The sequence below is a fragment of the Streptomyces sp. NPDC048172 genome, assembly GCF_043202595.1.
Taxonomy (GTDB): Bacteria; Actinomycetota; Actinomycetes; order Streptomycetales; family Streptomycetaceae; genus Streptomyces.
The window spans coordinates 65,797-85,093 of sequence record NZ_JBIDAT010000016.1; the positions used below are offsets into that span (position 1 = coordinate 65,797).

The 19,297-nt window shown below is 71.1% G+C and carries 13 protein-coding genes and 1 pseudogene; 11 read left to right on the forward strand and 3 right to left on the reverse strand.

Going from position 1 to position 19,297, the window contains the following annotated elements; genetic code table 11:
* Positions 1 to 98: 98 nt before the first annotated feature.
* Positions 99 to 1,901 carry an IucA/IucC family protein gene (locus ACGF3A_RS42255; protein WP_393736353.1) on the forward strand — a complete coding sequence of 601 codons (1,803 nt, stop codon included), beginning with the start codon at positions 99 to 101 and terminating at the stop codon, positions 1,899 to 1,901.
* Positions 1,902 to 2,057: 156 nt separating this feature from the next.
* The gene (locus ACGF3A_RS42260) at positions 2,058 to 4,127 is read left to right on the forward strand and encodes an ATP-dependent DNA helicase (protein ID WP_393736355.1); all 2,070 of its coding nucleotides are present in this window, start codon (positions 2,058 to 2,060) and stop codon (positions 4,125 to 4,127) included.
* Between the two features lie 162 nt (positions 4,128 to 4,289).
* Here the strand turns inward: ACGF3A_RS42260 and lexA are convergent, their stop codons facing one another.
* On the reverse strand, positions 4,290 to 5,084 hold the full coding sequence (lexA, locus tag ACGF3A_RS42265) for a transcriptional repressor LexA (protein WP_393736357.1): 795 nt from the start codon (positions 5,082 to 5,084) through the stop codon (positions 4,290 to 4,292).
* 463 nt (positions 5,085 to 5,547) lie between these two features.
* Here lexA and nrdR point away from each other — a divergent pair, with 463 nt between their 5' ends.
* The 8 genes from nrdR to ACGF3A_RS42305 all read left to right on the forward strand — a co-directional run bounded on the left by nrdR (position 5,548) and on the right by ACGF3A_RS42305 (position 14,176).
* The gene (nrdR, locus tag ACGF3A_RS42270) at positions 5,548 to 6,144 is read left to right on the forward strand and encodes a transcriptional regulator NrdR (RefSeq protein WP_393736359.1); all 597 of its coding nucleotides are present in this window, start codon (positions 5,548 to 5,550) and stop codon (positions 6,142 to 6,144) included.
* 144 nt (positions 6,145 to 6,288) lie between these two features.
* On the forward strand, positions 6,289 to 9,201 hold the full coding sequence (locus ACGF3A_RS42275) for a vitamin B12-dependent ribonucleotide reductase (RefSeq protein WP_393736362.1): 2,913 nt from the start codon (positions 6,289 to 6,291) through the stop codon (positions 9,199 to 9,201).
* A gap of 196 nt (positions 9,202 to 9,397) precedes the next feature.
* Entirely contained in the window at positions 9,398 to 10,189 is a 792-nt protein-coding gene (locus ACGF3A_RS42280; protein WP_393736364.1) for an SDR family oxidoreductase, read from the forward strand.
* Between the two features lie 93 nt (positions 10,190 to 10,282).
* On the forward strand, positions 10,283 to 10,891 hold the full coding sequence (locus ACGF3A_RS42285; RefSeq protein WP_393736366.1) for a YdbC family protein: 609 nt from the start codon (positions 10,283 to 10,285) through the stop codon (positions 10,889 to 10,891).
* A gap of 15 nt (positions 10,892 to 10,906) precedes the next feature.
* Positions 10,907 to 11,575 carry a histidine phosphatase family protein gene (locus tag ACGF3A_RS42290; protein ID WP_393736368.1) on the forward strand — a complete coding sequence of 223 codons (669 nt, stop codon included), beginning with the start codon at positions 10,907 to 10,909 and terminating at the stop codon, positions 11,573 to 11,575.
* A 196-nt stretch (positions 11,576 to 11,771) separates the two neighbouring features.
* Positions 11,772 to 12,722: an ADP-ribosylglycohydrolase family protein gene (locus ACGF3A_RS42295; protein ID WP_393736370.1), complete on the forward strand. Its 951-nt coding sequence runs from the start codon at positions 11,772 to 11,774 to the stop codon at positions 12,720 to 12,722.
* Between the two features lie 36 nt (positions 12,723 to 12,758).
* Complete coding sequence (locus ACGF3A_RS42300; RefSeq protein ID WP_393736372.1) at positions 12,759 to 13,436, forward strand: ribonuclease HII; 678 nt, start codon at positions 12,759 to 12,761, stop codon at positions 13,434 to 13,436.
* Between the two features lie 404 nt (positions 13,437 to 13,840).
* The gene (locus tag ACGF3A_RS42305) at positions 13,841 to 14,176 is read left to right on the forward strand and encodes a hypothetical protein (RefSeq protein WP_393736374.1); all 336 of its coding nucleotides are present in this window, start codon (positions 13,841 to 13,843) and stop codon (positions 14,174 to 14,176) included.
* Between the two features lie 553 nt (positions 14,177 to 14,729).
* Here ACGF3A_RS42305 and ACGF3A_RS42310 read toward each other — a convergent pair.
* A pseudogene (locus ACGF3A_RS42310) lies at positions 14,730 to 15,350 on the reverse strand (hypothetical protein); the annotation flags it as partial.
* A gap of 264 nt (positions 15,351 to 15,614) precedes the next feature.
* Positions 15,615 to 17,822 carry a DEAD/DEAH box helicase gene (locus ACGF3A_RS42315; RefSeq protein ID WP_393736376.1) on the reverse strand — a complete coding sequence of 736 codons (2,208 nt, stop codon included), beginning with the start codon at positions 17,820 to 17,822 and terminating at the stop codon, positions 15,615 to 15,617.
* A gap of 140 nt (positions 17,823 to 17,962) precedes the next feature.
* On the opposite strand from ACGF3A_RS42315, the gene ACGF3A_RS42320 reads away from it, so the two are divergent.
* Positions 17,963 to 19,270, forward strand: a complete 1,308-nt coding sequence (locus ACGF3A_RS42320; RefSeq protein ID WP_393736378.1) for a DUF4192 domain-containing protein — start codon at positions 17,963 to 17,965, stop codon at positions 19,268 to 19,270.
* The last annotated feature ends 27 nt before the right edge of the window (positions 19,271 to 19,297 follow it).

Consider the following 19,297-nt stretch of genomic DNA (forward strand, 5'->3'; position numbering starts at 1 on the left):
CGCCCACCCGGGCGCGCGAGCGGCCCCGCCGTTCCCCGCCACTCCCACCCCCCACCCCGGAACCCATCCGCCCCCAACCCCCAGCAAGGAGCCAGTCCGTGCCGCTACCCTCCGCCGACTCCTCCAACGACCCCGCCCCGCTAGCGGTCCCCCCGGGACTCGACCAGGACACCTGGGCCCGCTCGTCCCGGCGGCTGCTCGCCAAGATGCTCGGTGAGTTCTCCTATGAGGAGATCCTCAGCCCCCAGCCGGAACCCGGCGCCGCGCCGGACGCGTACCGCCTGCCCGTCGACGACGAGCTGACCCTCCACTTCCGCGCGCGGCGCGGCGCGTACGGTCACTGGACCGTCGATCCCGCGTCGTTCAGCGAGGACCTCGACCCGTTCGCCTTCGTCTCCCGCGCGCACGGCACCCTGCTGGGCCTCGGCCACGACACCACCGGCCACTACCTGCGCGAGCTGACCGCGACGGTCACGGCCGACGCCCAGCTCGCCGCCACCGAACTGCCCGCCGCCGACATGGCGGCCCTCGGCTACGCCGACCTGGAGGGCCACATGGCGGGCCACCCCTGGCTCGTCGCCAACAAGGGACGGCTCGGCTTCTCCTCCGCCGACGCGGCCCGCTGGGCGCCCGAGTCCCGCCGCCCGCAGCGGCTCCCGTGGATCGCCGTGCACCGCTCGCTCGCCGAGTACCGGGGAGTGACCGCACTGGCCGCGCCTCACCGGCTGTACGCCCGCGAGCTGGGCCCCGACACCCTCCTCGGCTTCCACCGCACCCTGCGCGCGCGGGGGCTCGCCCCCGAGGAGTACCTCTACCTTCCGGTGCACCCCTGGCAGTGGGACGAGACGGTCGTGCCCCTCTTCGCCGCCTCCCTCGCGCAGGACGCCGTCGTCCCGCTCCGTACGGACGGAGATCTGCGGCTGCCCCAGCAGTCCATCCGGACGTTCCTCAACACCAGCCGCCCTGACCGCCATACGGTGAAGCTTCCGCTGGCCATCCTCAACACCCTGGTGTGGCGCGGACTTCCGACGGAGCGCACCAAGGCCGCTCCGGCCGTCACGTCATGGGTGCACTCCCTGCGGGAGAACGATCCGTTCCTGTCGGAGGAGTGCCGTGTCGTCCTGCTCGGCGAGGTCGCCTCCGTAGCGGTCGAACACCCGGTCTTCGACGCCCTTCCGGACGTGCCCTACCAGTACCGGGAACTGCTCGGCTGCATCTGGCGCGAGCCCCTCGCGCCCTATCTCGCCCCGGACGAGCGCGCCCGTACGCTCGCCTCCCTCATCCACACGGACGCGCGGGGGCGCGCGTTCACCGCCGAACTGGTGGCCCGTTCGGGCCTGGAGGCGCACGTATGGCTGCGCCGTCTGTTCGCGGCACTGCTGCCGCCCCTGCTGCACTTCCTCTACCGGTACGGCACGGTCTTCTCGCCGCACGGGGAGAACACCATCGTCGTCTTCGACGAGAGCGACGTGCCCGTACGGCTCGCCATCAAGGACTTCGTCGACGACGTCAACGTCAGCGCCCAGCCGCTGCCCGAGCTGGACTCCATGCCGGAGGACGTGCGCGCGGTGCTGCTCACCGAACCACCGGGATTCCTCCCGCAGTTCATCCACGCGGGGCTCTTCGTCGGCGTGTTCCGCTTCCTCGCCCCGCTGTGCGAGGACCAGCTCGACGTGCCGGAGGACGTGTTCTGGTCACTCGTGCGGGCGGAGATCGACCGCTACCACCGGCGCTTCCCCGACCTGAAGCACCGGTTCGAGACCTTCGACCTGCTCACGCCCCGCATCGAGCGGCTCTGCCTCAACCGCAACCGGCTGCACCTCGACGGCTACCGCGACCGGCCCGAGCGCCCGCACGCCGCCGTGCACGGCACCGTGCCGAACCCGCTCCACGGCCCGTAGCGGCGTAAGCCACGTGAGCTGTGTGAACCGCGTGAACCGTGTGAGCTGTGTGAGCTGTGTGAGCCATGTGCCACGGACAGTGACGGGGTGGCGGGGCGGTGGCGTGCGGCTGGAGATGAGCGGGCTGTCAGTGGGGCCGCGTAAGGTGTCGGACCTATGAGCAAGCCCGCCCTCACCGATCTTCTCCAGGCCGCCGTCACCGCTGTCGGCGGCACGGAACGCCCAGGCCAGGCCGCGATGGCCGAGGCGGTCGCCGAGGCCGTCGACGACGGCCATCACCTCCTCGTGCAGGCGGGCACCGGCACCGGCAAGTCGCTCGGCTATCTGGTGCCCGCGCTCGCGCACGGCGAGCGCGTCGTGGTCGCCACGGCCACGCTCGCGCTGCAGCGCCAGCTCGTGGAGCGTGACCTTCCGCGCACGGTCGACGCGCTCCATCCGCTGCTGCGCCGCCGCCCCGAGTTCGCCATGCTCAAGGGCCGGTCGAACTATCTGTGTCTGCACCGGCTGCACGAGGGCGTCCCGCAGGAAGAGGAGGAGGGGCTCTTCGACCCGTTCGAGAGCGCGGCCCCCACCTCCCGCCTGGGCAAGGATCTCCTCCGGCTGCGCGACTGGTCGGACGAGACGGAGACGGGCGACCGCGACGACCTCACACCGGGTGTCTCCGACCGCGCCTGGGCGCAGGTGTCGGTCTCGTCCCGCGAGTGCCTGGGCGCAGCCAAGTGTGCGTACGGGCCGGACTGCTTCGCGGAGGCCGCCCGGGAGCGCGCCAAGCTCGCCGAGGTCATCGTGACCAACCACGCGCTGCTCGCCATCGACGCGATCGAGGGCGCTCCGGTGCTGCCGGGCCACGAGGTCCTGATCGTGGACGAGGCGCACGAGCTGGTCTCCCGGGTCACGGGCGTGGCCACGGGCGAGCTGACCCCCGGGAGCGTCAACCGGGCGGTGCGCCGCGCGGCCAAGCTGGTGGACGAGAAGGCGGCCGACCAGCTCCAGACCGCCGCCGAGACCTTCGAGCGCATCATGGAGCTGGCCCTCCCGGGCCGCCTGGAGTCGGTGCCGGACGATCTCGGATACGCGCTGATGGCGCTCCGTGACGCCGCCCGCACCTGCCTGAGCGCGCTGGGGAACACGCGCGACAAGTCCGTCCAGGACGAGGACGCGGTGCGCAAGCAGGCCAAGGCCTCGGTCGAGACCGTGCACGACGTGGCCGAACGGGTCCTGGAGGGCTCCGAGTTCGACGTCCTCTGGTACGAGCGGCACGACCGTTTCGGTGCCTCCCTGCGCGTCGCCCCGCTCAATGTCTCGGGGCTGCTCCGCGAGAAGCTCTTCACGGACCGCTCGGTCGTCCTCACCTCGGCCACGCTGAAGCTCGGCGGGGACTTCAACGGGGTGGGGGCCTCCCTGGGCCTCTCCCCGGAGGGCGCGCTGACGACCGCTTCCTCGTCCGCTTCCGCGTCCCCGTCTCCGTCTCCGGAGCGGAAGGACGAGGCCGAGGGGAAGGGCGACGGGGACGACGAGGAGGGCGCGGACGGCGCGACGTACGCCCCGCCGTGGCGCGGGCTCGACGTGGGCTCCCCGTTCGACTACCGCAAGCAGGGCATCCTCTACGTCGCGAAGCACCTCTCACCGCCCGGACGGGACAGCTCCCGCTCGGACATGCTGGACGAGCTGGAGGAGCTGGTGGGGGCCGCGGGCGGGCGTACGCTCGGCCTCTTCTCCTCCATGCGCGGCGCCCAGGCGGCGGCGGAGGAGCTGAGGGGGCGGCTGGGCCTGCCGATCCTGCTCCAGGGCGAGGAGACGCTGGGCGAGCTGATCCGCCGCTTCGCGGCCGACGCGGAGACGTGTCTGTTCGGCACGCTCTCGCTCTGGCAGGGCGTCGACGTGCCGGGGCCGAACTGCCAGCTCGTGGTCATGGACCGGGTGCCCTTCCCGCGCCCGGACGACCCGCTGATGAGCGCCCGCCAGAAGGCGGTGGAGGAGGCGGGGGGCAACGGATTCATGGCCGTGGCCGCGAGCCATGCGGCGCTGCTGATGGCCCAGGGCGCGGGCAGGCTGGTGCGGGCGTCGGGGGACCGGGGCGTGGTCGCCGTCCTCGACCCGAGGCTGGAGCGCGCCCGCTACGGCAGCTTCCTGCGCGCCTCCATGCCCGACTTCTGGTACACGACGGACCGTAACCAGGTGCGCCGCTCGCTCGCCGCCATCGACGAGGCGGCGAAGAAGGCGTAGGCGCTCGGCGGCAAACGGAGAACGGCACACGGGGAACGGCAAACGGAAACGGCACACGGAAACGGCACACGGAAAACGGGCCGCTGGTTCCAGAGCGGAGAGAACCAGTGACCCGTTTCGTCGTGCTGCCGTGTCGAGAACAGCCGTATCGGGAGCGGGAGTTCAGACCCTGCGCAGAACGGCGACGACCTTGCCCAGGATGGTGGCGTCGTCACCGGGGATGGGCTGGTAGGCCGAGTTGTGCGGCAGCAGCCACACATGGCCGTCCTCGCGCTTGAAACGCTTGACGGTGGCTTCCCCGTCGAGCATCGCGGCGACGATGTCCCCGTTCTCGGCGACGGGCTGGCGGCGGACGGTCACCCAGTCCCCGTCGCAGATCGCGGCCTCGATCATCGAGTCTCCGATGACCTTGAGGACGAACAGCTCGCCGTCGCCCACGAGTTGGCGCGGCAGCGGGAAGACGTCCTCGACCGACTCCTCCGCGAGGATCGGCCCGCCCGCGGCGATACGGCCGACCAGCGGCACGTACGAAGCGGAGGGCTTGCCCGTGGTGTCGGCCGCGGTCTGGGTGCTGGGCGTGTCCGAGCCGCGCACCTCGTACGCGCGCGGGCGGTGCGGGTCGCGCCGCAGGAAGCCCTTGCGCTCCAGGGCCATCAGCTGGTGCGCCACGGACGAGGTGCTGGACAGGCCGACGGCCTGCCCGATCTCGCGCATGGACGGTGGGTAACCCCTCCGCTGCACGGAGTCCCTGATCACCTCGATCACCCTGCGCTGCCGGTCGGTGAGACCGGAGCTGTCTGCCCTGATGCCTGGAGGTCGGCCGGGCAGTGAGCGCCTGGCTTGTTGTCCGTCCTGGGTCTCTGCGTTCATGGCGTCATTCACCGGCTGGATCTGGTCGAGCGACTGCGCGGAGCGGTTCTGGGAGGTGATGGTGGCGCTGTCTGCTGTGGTGGTCACGTCGGCCCCTCTCGACTGGCTTCTCCCTAGTTGGACAACGGTAGTTGGTTTCGAAAGGTTGCGCCAAACACACGTTCGAGTGAAAATTCGGCGTTCGTCTGACTTCGCCAGCTCGATGGGTGTATGGCTCCCGCCCCGCCCCACGCGTCCCGGTCCCGCGCCCGGCACGCCGTCGTCCCGCACAGTTTCGCAGGCGTGCCCCGGCCGTCTCGCGGCACCCCGCTTCGCGTACGCTCGGGTGGCCGCGGGCCTGTGGCGACACGCTGAGCCATGTTGACGTCTGGATACCAGATCTAGTGGTTTGATGAGCGCACGCCACCACAAGTTGTGGTCCCCCGTGCTCATCCCGGGAGAACTTCACCTATGCTGGTGGCTGCTTCGAGGGGCTCCTGAGACGGGGCTTTCGAGGCGTTGTCAGTCATGCGCGGTGAGGGCCACGAGGGTCCTGGGAGGGTGGATACCGATGCACTGCCCCTTCTGCAGGCACCCCGACAGCCGCGTCGTCGACAGCCGCACGACGGACGACGGGGCCGCCATCAGGCGACGGCGCCAGTGTCCGCACTGCTCCCGCCGCTTCACCACGGTGGAGAACGCGTCACTGACCGTGATCAAGCGCAGCGGCGTCACCGAGCCCTTCAGCCGGGACAAGGTGATCGCCGGTGTGCGCAAGGCCTGCCAGGGGCGGCCGGTCACCGAGGACGCCCTCGCCCAGCTCGGCCAGCGGGTCGAGGAGGCGGTGCGCGCCACCGGGAGCGCCGAGCTGTCCACGCACGACGTCGGGCTCGCCATACTCGGTCCCCTCCAGGACCTGGACCTCGTGGCCTACCTGCGGTTCGCGTCGGTCTACAAGGCCTTCGAGTCGCTGGAGGACTTCGAGACCGCCGTCGCGGAGCTGCGGGGGGTCCAGGGGGCCTCGGATTCCGGCTCCGGCGCGGCGGACTGCGGCTGCGACCACGATCGCGACTGTGAGGGCAGCCGTGACGGTGGCCGCGACGAGGACGAGAAGACGGGAACGGGCGGGGACACCGAGGTCCCGGCCCCCAGCGCCGCCGCCGACTGAGCGGCGCCACAGCGCCGCGTGAGCGGCGGATCAACGAGACCTGGCCGGAGCGCCCACCCGCGGCGCTCGGGCCATCAAACAGGCACGGTATCCCGGGAAGAACCGGGGCACGTCGGGGCGTTATGCCCTAAACAGGGAGGCGGAATGACCGAGACGACGAGCGGCCCGGCACGCGGCTCACGCGCGAAGGGCAGCGCCAAGGCGAGCAAGGGACTGCGGATCGAGCGGATCCACACGACCCCCGGTGTCCACCCCTACGAAGAGGTGACCTGGGAGAGCCGCGACGTCGTCATGACCAATTGGCGCGACGGCTCGATCAACTTTGAGCAGCGTGGCGTCGAGTTCCCCGACTTCTGGTCGGTGAACGCGGTCAACATCGTCACGAGCAAGTACTTCCGCGGCGCCGTCGGCACCCCGCAGCGCGAGAAGAGCCTCAAGCAGCTCATCGACCGCGTGGTGAAGACGTACCGCAAGGCCGGCGAGGAGAACGGGTACTTCGCGTCGCCCGAGGACGCCGAGATCTTCGAGCACGAGCTGGCGTACGCGGTGCTGCACCAGATCTTCGCCTTCAACTCCCCGGTGTGGTTCAACGTCGGCACGAAGCAGCCGCAGCAGGTCAGCGCCTGTTTCATCCTCTCCGTCGACGACTCCATGGAGTCGATCCTCGACTGGTACAAGGAAGAGGGGATGATCTTCAAGGGCGGCTCGGGCGCGGGGCTGAACCTGTCCCGGATCCGCTCCTCCAAGGAGCTCCTCTCCTCGGGCGGCAACGCCTCGGGTCCCGTCTCCTTCATGCGCGGCGCCGACGCCTCCGCCGGGACGATCAAGTCCGGCGGCGCCACCCGCCGCGCGGCCAAGATGGTCGTGCTCGACGTCGACCACCCCGACGTCGAGGCCTTCATCGAGACCAAGGTCAAGGAGGAGGAGAAGATCCGCGCCCTGCGCGACGCGGGCTTCGACATGGACCTGGGCGGGGACGACATCACCTCCGTCCAGTACCAGAACGCGAACAACTCGGTCCGGGTGAACGACGAGTTCATGAAGGCCGTCGAGTCCGGCTCGAAGTTCGGCCTCCGCTCGCGGATGACCGGCGAGGTGCTGGAGGAGGTCGACGCCAAGGCGCTCTTCCGCAAGATGGCCGAGGCCGCCCACGTCTGCGCCGACCCCGGCATCCAGTACGACGACATCATCAACCGCTGGCACACCTCGCCGGAGACGGGCCGCATCACCGCCTCCAACCCGTGCAGCGAGTACATGCACCTGGACAACTCCTCGTGCAACCTGGCCTCGCTCAACCTCATGAAGTTCCTGCGCGACGACGACAAGGGCAACCAGTCGTTCGACGCGGAGCGCTTCGCCAAGGTCACCGAGCTGGTCATCACGGCGATGGACATCTCCATCTGCTTCGCGGACTTCCCCACCGAGAAGATCGGCGAGACCACCCGCGCCTTCCGCCAGCTCGGCATCGGGTACGCGAACCTGGGCGCCCTGCTCATGGCCACCGGTCACGCCTACGACAGCGACGGCGGCCGTGCCCTCGCGGGCGCCATCACCTCCCTGATGACCGGCCAGTCGTACAAGCGCTCGGCCGAGCTCGCCGCGGTCGTCGGCGCGTACGAGGGCTACGCCCGTAACGCCGAGGCCCACAAGCGCGTCATGAAGCAGCACGCCGACGCGAACGACGCGGCGACCCGTACGGACGACCTGGACACCCCGGTCTGGGCCGCGGCCACCGAGGCGTGGCAGGACGTGCAGCGTCTCGGCAAGAAGAACGGCTTCCGGAACGCCCAGGCGTCGGTGCTGGCCCCGACCGGCACCATCGGCCTGATGATGGACTGCGACACCACCGGCGTCGAGCCCGACCTGGCCCTGGTCAAGTTCAAGAAGCTCGTCGGCGGCGGCTCGATGCAGATCGTGAACAACACGGTCCCGAAGGCCCTCAAGCGCCTCGGCTACCAGCCGGAGCAGGTCGAGGCGATCGTCGAGCACATCGCCGAGCACGGCAATGTCGTGGACGCGCCCAGCCTCCGCCCCGAGCACTACGAGGTCTTCGACTGCGCCATGGGCGAGCGCTCCATCTCGCCGATGGGGCACGTGCGGATGATGGCCGCGGCCCAGCCGTTCCTCTCCGGAGCCATCTCCAAGACGGTCAACATGCCCGCGAGCAGCACCGTCGAGGACGTCGAGGAGATCTACCTCCAGGGCTGGAAGCTCGGCACCAAGGCCCTCGCGGTCTACGTCGAGAACAGCAAGGTCGGCCAGCCGCTCTCCGCGAAGTCCAAGGAGGAGAAGAAGGACGAGGCCGAGGCCCCGTCGAGCGAGCCGGAGAAGGTCGTCGAGTACCGCCCGGTCCGCCGCCGGCTGCCCAAGGGCCGCCCCGGCATCACCACGTCCTTCACCGTGGGCGGCGCCGAGGGCTACATCACGGCGAACTCCTACCCGGACGACGGTCTCGGTGAGGTCTTCCTCAAGATGTCCAAGCAGGGCTCGACCCTCGCGGGCATGATGGACGCCTTCTCGATCGCCGTCTCGGTCGGCCTCCAGTACGGCGTGCCGCTGGAGACCTACGTCTCGAAGTTCACCAACATGCGCTTCGAGCCCGCCGGGATGACGGACGACTCGGACGTGCGGATGGCGCAGTCCATCGTGGACTACATCTTCCGCCGCCTCGCGCTCGACTTCCTGCCCTTCGAGACGCGTTCGGCCCTCGGCATCCACTCGGCGGCCGAGCGCCAGCGCCACCTGGAGACGGGTTCCTACGAGCCGTCCGAGGACGAGATCGACGTCGAGGGCCTGGCCCAGTCGGCGCCGAAGGCGGAGCAGGCGCGGCAGTCCGCGTCCGGCACGAAGGACGCCAAGGACGCCGAGCGCACCGCGGCGGAGCCGCAGGCTCCGGCCCCGGCCCCGAAGGAGGCGCACAACTCCACGGAGCTGATGGAGATGCAGCTCGGGCTGAACGCCGACGCGCCGCTCTGCTTCTCCTGCGGCACCAAGATGCGCCGCGCGGGCAGCTGCTACCTCTGCGAGGGCTGCGGCTCGACGAGCGGCTGCAGCTAGTCGCTGCAGTTAGTCACCGGCCGCACGGGGTGGGGGTGGAGTCCCTAGCGACTCGTAACCCCCGCTGAGGGCGGGGAACCGGCCGTACGTCACGGACGTACGGACAGGTTCCCCGCCCTCGCGCGTGCGCCTGTGTGCCGTACGGCCAACGCGCGTACCGTGCGGGTCACAGGCATCGGAGAGGGCGTGGTGCGACATGGCGAGGGAACGGACCGTTCTGGTGACCGGTGGGACCGGCACGCTCGGACGGCACGTCGTGCGGGGGCTGCTGGACGCCGGGCAGCGAGTGCGGGTGCTCAGCCGCCGCCCCCGGCGGGCGAAGGACGACGGGGCGCAGGAGTGGGCGACGGGCGACCTGCTGAGCGGGGACGGCATCGCGGAGGCGGTGGACGGCGCCGAGGTGATCGTGCACTGCGCGACCGGCCGTAAGGACGTGCAGGCGCTGCGCCATCTCCTCGCCGCCTGCCAGCACACGGGCGGGAACCCGCACCTCGTCTACGTCTCGATCGTCGGCATCGACCGGGTGCGGTTCTTCTACTACGACGCCAAGCTCGCCTGCGAGCGGGCCGTCGAGCGCTCCGGTCTGCCGTGGACGGTGCTGCGGGCGACGCAGTTCCACGACCTGGTGGAGCGGCTGACCACGAGCCAGTTCCGGCTCCCCGTGTCGCTCACGCTGTCCGGCGCGCGGTTCCAGCCGGTCGACGCGGGGGAGGTCGCCGAGCGGCTCGTCACGCTGGCGCTGGGGGAGCCCGCCGGACGGGCCGAGGACATGGGCGGACCGTTGGTCCACACCTCGCGCGAACTGGCGTCGATGACACTGCGCGCGTACGGGCGGCGACGGCGGGTGGTCGGTCTGCGGCTGCCCGGCAAGGCGGTCCGTGCCCTGCGCGCGGGCGGAAACCTCGTACCGGACCGCGCGGTCGGCACGCTCACCTATGCCGAACATCTGGAGCGCGTGGCAGGGGAGAGGGGCGTACGGAAGGGGTGAGGACGGCGCCCCGGTGCGCGGCCCGGCGCTCGGGGGCGCGAACGCCCCGGCGTACGCGCGAAGCGGTCACTGGGATGGCCGTACGATAGCGCGGTGCTGGTCAAGTGGATGCGTTGCACAGTGGTCGACCGTCGCGGCTTCGAGCGCGGGCAGCGGAAGTGGGCGGGGCTGCTCGGCGAACCCGGATTCCGTGGGCAGGGGGGCGGCTGGAGCCGGGCGCGGGAGGGCGTTGCGCATCTGTTCGGCTTCTGGGAGAGCAGGGCGTTCTACGACTCGTTCATGGCCCGCTCGCACGACAGGCTGCATTCCTCGCAGGTCGGCACGTACAAGGACATGCAGGTGCGGCTCTTCGAATACCGCTTCGAGGTGAAGTCCGGATTCCGCCCGGTCTTCACCGACGCCGATCTGCTGCGCGTCGCCCACTGCCGGGTGCGCCCCGAGCGCGCCGAGCACTACACGCTCATGCAGGAGAAGGTCTGGAACCCGGCGATGGCCGGCTCGCCCGGAATGCTGCGCGGAGTCTTCGCGCAAGCACATACGGAGGAGGAGTTCCTGGTGCTCTCGATGTGGGACTCCACGGCCGAGCACGGCAAGTACCGCACCGAACGCGTCGAGCGGCTGGCCCTGCGCGCCCAGACGGGAGCGGACGTGGCCGCCGTGGCCGGGGACGTGATCGACCTTGAGCCTTCCTGGACCGTCTGACCTACTGTGGGACGCATGGGACGTCCCGTTCGTATCATCCTGCTCCGCCACGGGGAGTCGGAGGGCAACTTCGACGACAGCATCTACGAACGGGTCCCCGACCACGCGCTCGCGCTGACCGACCGCGGCGTACGGCAGGCCGAGGATGCCGGAAAGCGGCTGCGCGAGGTCCTCGGGAACGAGCGCGTCTCCGCGTACGTCTCGCCGTACCGCCGCACCCGCGACACGTTCGCCGCGCTCGGGCTCGACCCCTCCCGGGTGCGCGCCCGCGAGGAGCCGCGGCTGCGCGAGCAGGACTGGGGCAACTGGCAGGACCGGGAGGACGTGCGCCAGCAGAAGAAGTACCGCGACGCGTACGGCCACTTCTTCTACCGCTTCGCCCAGGGCGAGTCCGGCGCCGACGTGTACGACCGCGTGGGCGCCTTCCTGGAGAGCCTCTGGCGCAGCTTCCAGGCCCCCGACCACCCGCCCAATGTGCTGCTGGTGTCGCATGGGCTGACCATGCGGCTGTTCTGCATGCGCTGGCTGCACTGGACGGTCGACGAGTTCGAGGCCCTCTCCAACCCGGGGAACGGGGAGACCAGGGCCCTGGTCCTCGGCTCCGACGGCCGCTACCACCTGGACCGCCCCTTCGAACGCTGGCGGACCCCCGAGTCCTCGGGGCTCTGGGGCTACGGGGTCTGAGCAGGCCCTGAGCAGGCCCTGAGCAGGCCCTGAGCAGGCCCTGAGCAGGCCTTGAGTGGAGGTCTGAGGGGGCCCTGAGCGGAGGTCTGAGGGGGCAGGTGCGGGGCCGACGGGGGATTGGATCACGCCAATCACACGCCGTTGTGCCGGGCGAGGGCCGACCGGGCCGACCGTGTCCGGTTAGAGTCGTCGCACCATGAGCGCTGACCCCCATGACCTCGCACGCAGTGAGCGGGTAGCACGCGCCCTCGCCAGCCTGCGCGGACTGGCCGTGGGCGACGCCCTGGGCTCACAGTTCTTCGTCCCCGCCCACCACGCACTGCCGCGCCGGAACGAACTGCCGCCCGGCACCTGGCAGTGGACCGACGACACCGAAATGGCCTGCTCGGTGGTGGCCGTGCTCGCCGCGCACGGCGCGATCGACCAGGACGCCCTGGCCGCCTCCTTCGCCGAGCACCACGACTTCGACCGGGGCTACGGGCCCGCGGTGAACCGGATGCTGCGGCTCATCCGGCAGGAGGGCGCCGACTGGAGCGAGTTGGCCGCCGCGCTCTTCGACGGTGAGGGCTCGTGGGGGAACGGCGCCGCGATGCGCGTCGCCCCGCTCGGCGCCTGGTACGCGGGCGACCCGGAGCGCGCGGCGGCGGAAGCCGAACGCTCCGCCTACGTCACGCACCAGCACCGCGAAGCCGTGGCGGGCGCCCGCGCGGTCGCCGCGGCGTCTTCGCTGCTGGCGGCGGAGGCGGGCCGACCGGAAGCGCAGCCCCCGGCTCCGGGGGCCGAACTCCTCGACGCCGTACGGGACCTGGTGCCGCGCAGCGCCGTCCAGGCCGGAGTCCGCCGCGCCCGCGACATGTTCGACTACGCGGACGTCGGCACCGTCGCCGCCGTCCTGGGCTGCGGACGGCGCACGAGCGCGCACGACACGGTGCCCTTCACGCTCTGGGCCGCCGCCCGGTACGCGGACGACTACCAGGGCGCCTTCTGGGCCGCCGCCCGGGCGGGCGGTGACGTCGACACGACCTGCGCCATCGTCGGCGGCATCGTGGCCTCGGGCGGGCCCTCCGTGGCGCCGCCCCAGGCGTGGACCGACCGCACCGAGGGCCTCCCGGAGTGGCTGGACGCCGTCCTTACCGGAGTCGGCTGAACTCACGCCGACAACAGCGGATACGCTGGAACTGTCATGCCCTACGAGCCGCCTACTCACCGCGTCGAGCGTTCGCTCCGCGCCACCACCGGAGCGAAAATCGTCGCTGGAGTCGACGAGGTCGGCCGTGGCGCCTGGGCGGGCCCCGTGACCGTCTGCGCGGCCGTCACCGGACTGCGCCGTCCACCCGAGGGCCTGACCGACTCCAAGCTGATCCCGCCCCCTCGGCGCGCGGAACTCGCTGAGGAGCTGAACGGCTGGGTCACCGCCCACGCCCTCGGCCACGCCTCCCCCGAGGAGATCGACGAACTGGGCATGACGGCCTCTCTCCGGCTGGCCGCCGTCCGGGCGCTGGAGGGGCTGCCCGTACGCCCCGACGCCGTGATCCTCGACGGCAAGCACGACTACCTCGGCCGCCCCTGGCGGGTCCGCACAGTCATCAAGGGCGACCAGTCCTGCGTCGCCGTGGCCGCCGCTTCGGTGATCGCCAAGGTCCACCGGGACGCGATGATGGCCCAACTGCCCGAGGACTACGCGGACTTCGCCTTCCACGACAACGCCGGCTACCCCTCTCCCGTCCACCGGGCGGCCCTGGAGGTACGGGGACCCACCCCGTACCACCGACTGTCCTGGTCCTACATGGACGCCCTGACCCGCTGGAAGCACCTCAAGCGCACCCGGAACGAGCCCACGGAGCAGATCGAGCTCTTCTAGATCCGCCACCGCCGTGCCCGTATCCCGGAAGCACCCACCCAGGCCACGGAATGTCCGTCCGGATCCCGTACCCGCTGACGCGCCCCATTCCGTCATTTGATAGACATCACCTCATGCCTCTCACCCCCGAGGAGCCACAGATTTACGAGAGCGTCCCGGGCCCCCGCAACGCAGCGGGAGCAGCCCGAACTCCGCAGGCATCCCGAACAGCAGCACCCCTTCCCGGCCCCCGGCCCTCGCCGCGCCCCGCACCGCCGCGCGCGGACAGCAAGGGACCGAGCACGCCCGGCCGCCCGGGCGCTCCCCGGCAGGGGAACCCTCCGGCTCCGCCCACGCCTGCCGCCCCTACCACTGCCGCCGCCACGGCGCAGATCCAACTGGTCGCCGCGACCGACGCGACGGCCGTGGAGATCGCCGACGAGACGGTCGACAAGCTTCTCGACGAGGGCCGCGCCCCCGGCGAGATCCTGCTGCTGACCACCGGCGAACAGCACCCCTGGGCCCAGCACGAACTCTCCTTCGGCGAGGACGCCTACTGGCGCCAACTCTCCGAGGGCGAAGACGTGTTCTGCGCCCACACCTCAGCCGTCGCCCGCACCAGCCCCCGCACCATCGTGCTGCTCGCGGTCAACGGAGGCACGGACCCGGAGGCCGCCGCGGCCCTCCCCGCCGCGCTCGAGAAGGCGGGCGAACAGCTCATCGTCTGCGGCGACCCCCAGCGCCTCCGCGCCCTGCTCTGACCCCTTCCTCTCCCTCCGTCGGACCCCGCTCCATCGCTCCACCGACGCGGCCCGCACGGAGGGGAGGCCGGGAACCCCACAGGCACAGGCCGACAGGCGCAGCCGGTGAAGCAAGGACAGAGCAGGGACAGGCGTGCGCCAACGCCTACCCTTACGCCCGTGCCCACGCCTGCTCCTAGGCACTGGCTGGCCGACCCGGTACTCGTCCTACGCGACCACCCGGCCTGCCGGAGCAGGGCAGCGTAGGGGGCGGTCGGGCCGGAGTCGGGTTGGACCCCGCTCGATCCGCTGGCCCTACGGGAGACCCGCTGGACGCCGGATCCGCTCGTGGGCCCTATGACGCCGCAGCCCCCGCAGCCGCACCTGCCTCCGCTCCCGTGCCCGCTCCCGCGCGGGCGGCAGCGGCCGAGCCCCCACCGCGGCCAGGCGCCGACGACGTGCCTCTCCTGCTCCCCCGCCCACCACTCACCTCAAGCGGCGTCGCAGGCACGGGCGCCGGAGATGCCGTCGCGGGAGAAGCCGGAGCCGAAGGCGCAGAGGCCGACGGCACGGGTGCAGCGGCCGACGGGGCTTCCGAGGCGGCAGGCTCCGAGGCCGGAGGCGCCGGCGAAGCCTGCTTCCCGAACACTGGCCCGGGCGCGGGGGGCGACTCCGCTGACAGGGTGGCCACGGCTGAGGGACGGCGGCCGCCGCGCCCCTCACCGAGCACCTGCCAACCGGAGAGCGTCAGCGTGACGTACGCGCCGCAACGAAGTCCGTGCAGCGTGCAGGCGTCCCGCAGCCCCCACATCCAGGCCCCGTCGATCTCCGTCCAGCCTTGCTCACCCGTCCGGCAGTAGAGCAGGATCGCCGTTCGAACCGGGGACCGGCGGCGCAGGTCGTGCGGGATGACCCGGCGCAACTGGTCGAGCAGGGCGTTACGGAACTCCCAGCCATCCGGGCGCGCACTGCGCTGGTCGAACGACGCGCTGGCGACGAGCCGTTCGTCCGGTCCGATCACCGCCAGGACGGCGGTGGACAGACGCGGTGAGTGACGTTCGCAGAGTCCGGTGACGGTATCTCGTGGGTCGCGGAGCAGGGGAATCCCGGCGGCTGCCCACTCGGCGGGTTCGAGTGTGCGGCCGAGCCGTGAGGGGGAGTCGGGCGCGGGTGGCGGAGCAAAGCCGAAGGTCACGTCTCTCCCTTCGTCCTGGAACCGCTTCAATTCTCGCGGCCGCTCGGCGATGCGGCAATGAACATTCAGCGCATCACGCGGCCTTCCCGAGCCGTCTCCTCCCATTCTTCCCGTTCTGCCTCAGCTCTCCCCCTCCTCGCAGCGACTTCCGGACTCTTTCTCTCCGTCTCTCGCCGCTCTCCGTCTCCCCGTCCCTTTCTCCTCCCTCCTCGCCCGGTGCCGTGACCGAGCATCCGGCAACCTGGACCTGCCGGGGGCCGAACCTCAGCCCTGCACCGCGAGGACCAGCGGCAACACCCCCTCCGCGCCTGCCTGGCGGAGCATCCGGGCCGCGACGGCGATCGTCCATCCCGTCTCCGTGAAGTCGTCCACCAGGAGCACCGGGCCGGACGCCGCCGCGATCGACTCCGCGACCTCCGGCGGCACGGTGAAGGCCCCGTTCAGGGCGCGCAGCCGCTGGGCGCTGTTGCTGCGTGGGAATCCGGACGGGTGCGCCCCCTCCGCATAGGTCACGGCACCCAGCAGGGGCATCCGGCCGATCTCCGCGATGCGCTCCGCGAGCGACCGCACCAACTGCGGGCGGTTCAGCGAATCGACCGCGATCACACCCACCGGTCGGGTGAGGGCATCAGGCTCGCCCGAGGCCCAGCCGCCCGGCCCCTTCGCCCAGTCGGCCAGCACCGTCACCGCACCGTCGAGCACCTCCTCGGGAACGGGACCGTCTCCTGCCTGCGGGGAGAGCAGGGGACGCAGCTTGTTCCCCCAACCGATGTCCGAGAGCCTGCCCAGCGCCCGCCCTTCCGCGGCCTGCTGCTTCTCGGGGATCCGGCCCTTCAGATCCATCCCGACCGACGGCATCCCGGTGGGCCACATCCGGCGCGGCTCGACCTGTATCCCCGGCCGTCCCAGTTCACCGCGGGCAGCCGACACCAGCGCGTCGCTCACCGTGGCCGTGAACCGTGGACCCGCGCAGTTGTCGCACCGGCCGCAGGGGGCCGCTTCCTCGTCGTCGAGTTGTTCGCGGAGGAACTCCATCCGGCAGGCCGAGGTCTCCGCGTAGGACTGCATGGCACGCTGCTCCGCCTTGCGCTGCCGGTCCACCCACGCATAGCGGTCGGCGTCATATGTCCAAGGGGTGCCCGTGGCGACCCAGCCGCCCTTCACCCGCCGGACGGCGCCGTCCACGTCGAGCACCTTCAACATCATTTCGAGTCTTGTCCTGCGCAGCTCCACCTGAGGCTCCAGTGCGGGGAGCGACAGCGGCCTGTCGGACGCCGAGAGCACATCCAGCGTGCGGCGCACCTGATCCTCGGGCGGGAAGCTGAGCGAGGCGAAATACCTCCAGATCGCCTCGTCCTCCGGGCCGGGCAGCAGCAGCACCTCGGCGTGATCGACACCGCGCCCGGCACGTCCGACCTGCTGGTAATAGGCGATGGGGGAGGAGGGGGAGCCGAGGTGGACCACGAAGCCGAGGTCGGGCTTGTCGAAGCCCATGCCCAGCGCCGAGGTGGCGACCAGGGCCTTCACTCGGTTCGCCAGCAGGTCGGCCTCCGCTGCTTCCCGGTCGGCATTCTCCGTCCTGCCCGTGTACGAGGTGACCTTGTGGCCGTGCTGGCGGAGGAACGCCGTCACCTCACCGGCGGCGGCCACCGTCAGCGTGTAGATGATCCCGGAGCCGGGGAGCGAGTCGAGATTCTCCGCCAGCCAGGCCAGGCGGTGTGCGGCATCGGGCATCCGCAGCACCCCGAGGCTGAGGCTCTCCCTGTCCAGGGAACCACGCAGGACAAGCGCCCCGGACGACCTCGGACCGCTCTCATCCGCTGCTCCCCGCCCCGCTGGCTCCTGTCCGCCGGTGCCCAACTGCTCGGCGACGTCCGCCGTCACCCGCGCGTTGGCGGTCGCCGTCGTGGCCAGGACGGGCACGCCGGGGGGCAGCTCCGCGAGCATCGTGCGCAGCCGTCGGTAGTCGGGCCGGAAATCATGGCCCCAGTCGGAGATGCAGTGCGCCTCGTCGACGACTAGCAGGCCGGTGGAGGCGGTGAGCTTGGGCAGAACCTGGTCCCGGAAGTCCGGATTGTTGAGCCGCTCGGGGCTGACCAGCAGGACGTCGACGGCGCCGGCGGCCACCTCTGCCTCGATCGCTTCCCAGTCTTCGGGGTTGGCGGAATTGATCGTGCGCGCGTGGATCCCGGCCCGTGACGCCGCCTCCACCTGATTTCGCATCAGGGCGAGCAGCGGCGAGACGATCACGGTCGGCCCCGAACCTCGCCTGCGCAGGAGCGCGGTCGCGACGAAATACACCGCGGACTTGCCCCAGCCGGTGCGCTGGACCACCAGGGCTCGGCGCCGCTCGGCCACCAGGGCCTCGATGGCTCGCCACTGATCGGTGCGCAGCCGGGCCGTTCCCTCGCGGTCGCCCACGAGACCGGACAGCACGGCATCGGCCTCTTGGCGCAGGTCTGTGTCACTCATGCGTCCATGCAACCCGATGGCGGCGGTGGTGGGCGAATGAAGCTGTGGATAACTCGTGATTCTTATGATTAATACGAATAACGACCTTGCCTGTGGATAACGCGCGACGGCGACCTCGCCGCGACCGGCACCGTCGAGGCATGAATCAGCACAGCAGCGATCCCGACGGCATCGAGCCGGATCCGTCAGCGCCGCACGACACCGACTGCCCACGGCATCCCAGCTCGAAGGATGGAGAAGCGGACCAGGCCGACCGACCCGGCCATGCCGAGCGGTCCGGGCCGCACGCGGGGTCGGCAGACGTCTTCCTGCGCGGGCCTGCCGAGCTGGCCGACGCTCTCCCCTATCTCCTGGGTTTCTATCCCGACGACTCGATCGTGGCTGTGTCCCTGCACGGGGAGCGAGGAAGGTTCGGCGCTCGGATCCGGATCGGGATTCCGGACTCCCCGGATGAGTGGCCCGCCATCGCTTCCCAGGTCGCCGAGTGCATGGAGGCGACCGCGCTGGCCCGCGGCCCCCGTCCCGACGGCGCGCTCATCTTCTTGTGCCAGGAGCCCGCCTTCGGCGAGTCGGGCACGGATGTGCAGGAGAGGCTGGCGCCTCTGGCCCAGCGGCTCCGCCTGGCCTGCGGCGAGCTGGACATGCCCGTCTACGAGGCGCTCTGCCTCTCCACCAGGCACTACTGGTCGTACTGCTGCCCGGACGCTCAGTGCTGTTCCGCCGACGGCACTCCGCTCGCGGCGCCGGGCACCTCGGCCATGGCCGCGGCTGCGGCGTACTCCGGTATGCGGGTCCATGGCTCTCTGCGCGACATGGAAGAGCGGCTCAGTGCACTCGGGCCTCCGCAGGCGGAGCAGCAGGAGAAGGCCCTCGACGCTGTCGGTGCCCGCCTCGTCTCCCGCATGCTCACCTCCGAGGGACGCGATCAGGTGCGCGACGAGACCATGGCTCTCGCCGGTCGGTTGATGGACCGTTTTCATCGCATCGTCGCCCCGAACGGCGGCACCTCTCAGGAGGAGGATGTCCACGACGACGGCCTGCTCAGCCACGAAGAGGCCGCCTCGCTGGTCCTCGGCCTCCAGGACCGCAGGACACGCGACTTGGCCGCCGAGTGGATGGAAGGGCTCGATGTCCACCCGGCGCTGCGCCTCTGGCGGGCACTCGCACGCCGCTGCGTCGGGCCGTACTCCGAGCATGCGGTGGCGCTGCTCACCCTCGCCGGCTGGGTCGCGTGGTCCGGAGGCGACTCGGCGACTGCCCGCGTAGCCCTCGCCAAGGCGCTGCGCACCGACCCCGACTACATCTTCGCCCAGCTCCTCAACCAGGCCTGCAACGAGGGCCTCGACCCGGAGCTGCTCCGACGCTGCATGCGGCGGGACCAGGCGGCGCGCACCGAGAGCACCGAGCGGCACGAGCATCCGGATCCAACCCGGCGCCCGGCCCCGTGACCCCCGCGCCCGCCCGCCGTTCACCTG